General features: G+C 45.2%; 1 protein-coding gene. It reads right to left on the reverse strand.

Annotated features, from left to right (window positions below; translation table 11 throughout):
- Window positions 1–3,430 (reverse strand): hypothetical protein (locus tag SEDOR53_RS18410; protein ID WP_198018996.1); only part of this gene is annotated, 3,430 nt, incomplete at its 3' end.
- Window positions 3,431–3,453: the final 23 nt, after the last annotated feature.

The following is a 3,453-nucleotide window of genomic DNA, read 5'->3' on the forward strand; positions in this document are numbered from 1 at the left end:
CCATTGTAGCCGTATCTGAGTACTTCACAAACTGGCCACTCTTCGCATAGCCGCTCAACATATTTGATGTATCGCTAATCTTCAACCGATTTAACAGCATCGATGCTGTATCAGTCTTACGAAGCAGGTTCGACAACATTGATGCCGTATCATAATACTTCACGACCGCTTGACTATGAGCATAAGGGCTCAGCATGTTCGTTGTATCGGTCTTGCGCAACAGGTTTGATACCATTGTGGCCGTATCGGAGTATTTCACAAACTGGCCACTCTTCGCGTAGCCACTCAGCATATTCGATGTATCACTGATCTTTAACCGGTTCGACAACATCGTAGCTGTATCTGTTTTACGCAACAGGTTCGACAACATCGATGCAGTATCATAATATTTTACCACGGCCTGACTGTGCGCATAAGGGCTCAACATATTCGTCGTATCAGTCTTGCGCAGCAGGTTCGATACCATTGTAGCTGTATCGGAGTATTTCACAAACTGGCCACTCTTTGCATAACCACTCAGCATATTCGATGTATCACTGATCTTTAACCGGTTAGATAACATCGTTGCTGTATCTGTCTTACGCAATAGGTTCGACAACATCGATGCCGTGTCATAATATTTTACTACTGCCTGGCTATGGGCATAAGGACTCAGCATATTAGCTGTGTCCGTCTTGCGCAAAAGGTTCGATACCATTGTGGCCGTATCCGAGTATTTCACAAACTGGCCACTCTTTGCATAACCACTCAGCATATTTGATGTATCACTGATCTTTAACCGGTTAGATAACATCGTTGCTGTATCAGTCTTACGCAATAGGTTCGATAACATCGAAGCTGTGTCATAATATTTTACCACTGCCTGGCTATGGGCATAAGGACTCAGCATATTCGTCGTATCGGTCTTGCGCAACAGGTTCGATACCATTGTGGCCGTATCCGAGTATTTCACAAACTGGCCACTCTTTGCATAACCACTCAACATATTCGATGTGTCACTGATCTTTAATCGGTTCGACAACATCGTAGCTGTATCTGTCTTACGCAGCAGGTTCGACAACATTGCAGCCGTGTCATAATATTTCACTACGGCCTGGCTATGTGCATAAGGGCTCAGCATGTTCGTCGTATCGGTCTTGCGCAACAGGTTCGATACCATTGTGGCTGTATCGGAATACTTCACGAACTGGCCACTCTTCGCATAACCGCTCAACATATTCGAAGTATCGCTGACCTTCAACCGATTCAACAGCATCGAGGCGGTGTCATAATATTTTACCACGGCCTGGCTGTGCGCATAAGCACTCAGCATATTAGTTGTATCCGTCTTACGCAGCAGGTTCGACAACATCGATGCCGTGTCATAATACTTTACCACTGACTGATTATGGGCATAGGGACTCAGCATGTTTGCCGTATCTGTCTTCCTCAACAGGTTCAATACCATTGAAGCCGTATCAGAGTACTTCACAAACTGGCCACTCTTTGCATAGCCGCTCAACATATTCGATGTATCACTGATCTTTAACCGGTTAGATAACATAGTTGCTGTATCCGTCTTACGCAGCAGGTTCGATAACATCGTAGCCGTGTCATAATATTTTACCACTGCTTGCGATTGCGCATACGGGCTCAGCATATTAGTTGTATCGGTCTTCCTTAATAGGTTCGATACCATTGTAGCTGTGTCGGAATACTTCACAAACTGACCGCTCTTCGCATAGCCACTCAGCATATTCGAAGTATCACTGATCTTCAACCGGTTCGATAGCATAGTTGCTGTGTCATAATACTTCACGACCGCTTGACTATGCGCATAAGGGCTCAGCATGTTCGTTGTATCAGTTTTGCGCAACAGGTTTGATACCATTGAAGTAGTATCGGAGTACTTCACAAACTGGCCGCTCTTCGCATAGCCACTCAGCATATTCGATGTGTCGCTGATCTTCAATCGGTTCAACAGCATCGAGGCCGTATCTGTCTTACGCAGCAGGTTCGACAACATTGTAGCCGTATCATAATACTTTACAACTGCCTGGCTATGGGCATAGGAACTAAGCATGTTTGCCGTATCTGTCTTCCTCAACAGGTTCAATACCATCGATGCTGTGTCGGAATACTTCACAAACTGGCCGCTCTTCGCGTAGCCACTCAGCATATTAGATGTATCACTGATCTTCAACCGGTTCAACAGCATCGAGGCCGTATCAGTCTTACGCAGCAAGTTCGACAACATACTTGCTGTGTCATAATATTTTACCACTGCTTGCAATTGCGCATAAGGACTCAGCATGTTAGTCGTATCGGTCTTCCTTAATAGGTTCGATACCATTGTGGCCGTATCTGAGTACTTCACAAACTGACCGCTCTTCGCATAACCACTCAACATATTCGATGTATCACTGATCTTCAACCGATTCAACAGCATCGAGGCTGTGTCTGTCTTACGCAGCAGGTTCGACAACATTGATGCAGTATCATAATACTTTACAACTGCCTGGCTATGGGCATAAGAACTCAGCATGTTAGCTGTGTCCGTCTTACGCAACAGGTTCAATACCATCGACGCTGTATCGGAATACTTCACGAACTGGCCACTCTTCGCATAACCGCTCAACATATTCGAAGTATCGCTGATCTTCAATCGATTTGACAGCATCGAGGCCGTATCTGTCTTACGCAGCAGATTCGATACCATTGTAGCTGTATCGGAATACTTCACAAACTGACCGCTCTTCGCGTAGCCACTCAACATATTCGATGTGTCGCTGATCTTCAATCGATTTAACAGCATCGAGGCTGTGTCTGTCTTACGAAGCAGGTTCGACAACATGCTGGCCGTGTCATAATATTTTACCACTGCTTGCGATTGCGCATACGGACTCAGCATGTTAGTTGTATCGGTCTTCCTTAATAGGTTCGATACCATTGTGGCCGTATCTGAGTACTTCACAAACTGACCGCTCTTCGCATAACCGCTCAACATATTCGAAGTATCGCTGATCTTCAATCGATTTGACAGCATCGAGGCCGTATCTGTCTTACGCAGCAGATTCGATACCATTGTAGCTGTATCAGAATACTTCACGAACTGACCGCTCTTCGCGTAGCCACTCAACATATTCGATGTGTCGCTTATCTTCAACCGGTTCGACAGCATGGTTGCTGTGTCTGTCTTGCGCAGCAGGTTCAACAACATCGATGCCGTGTCATAATATTTTACTACTGCTTGCGATTGCGCATATGGGCTCAGCATGTTAGTTGTATCGGTCTTCCTTAATAGGTTCGATATCATTGTAGCTGTATCGGAGTATTTTACAAACTGGCCGCTCTTCGCATAACCACTCAGCATATTCGATGTGTCGCTGATCTTTAATCGGTTCGACAACATCGTTGCTGTATCCGTCTTACGCAATAGATTCGACAACATGCTTGCTGTATCATAATACTTTA

The organism is Asinibacterium sp. OR53, assembly GCF_000515315.1.
Lineage (GTDB): Bacteria > Bacteroidota > Bacteroidia > Chitinophagales > Chitinophagaceae > Sediminibacterium.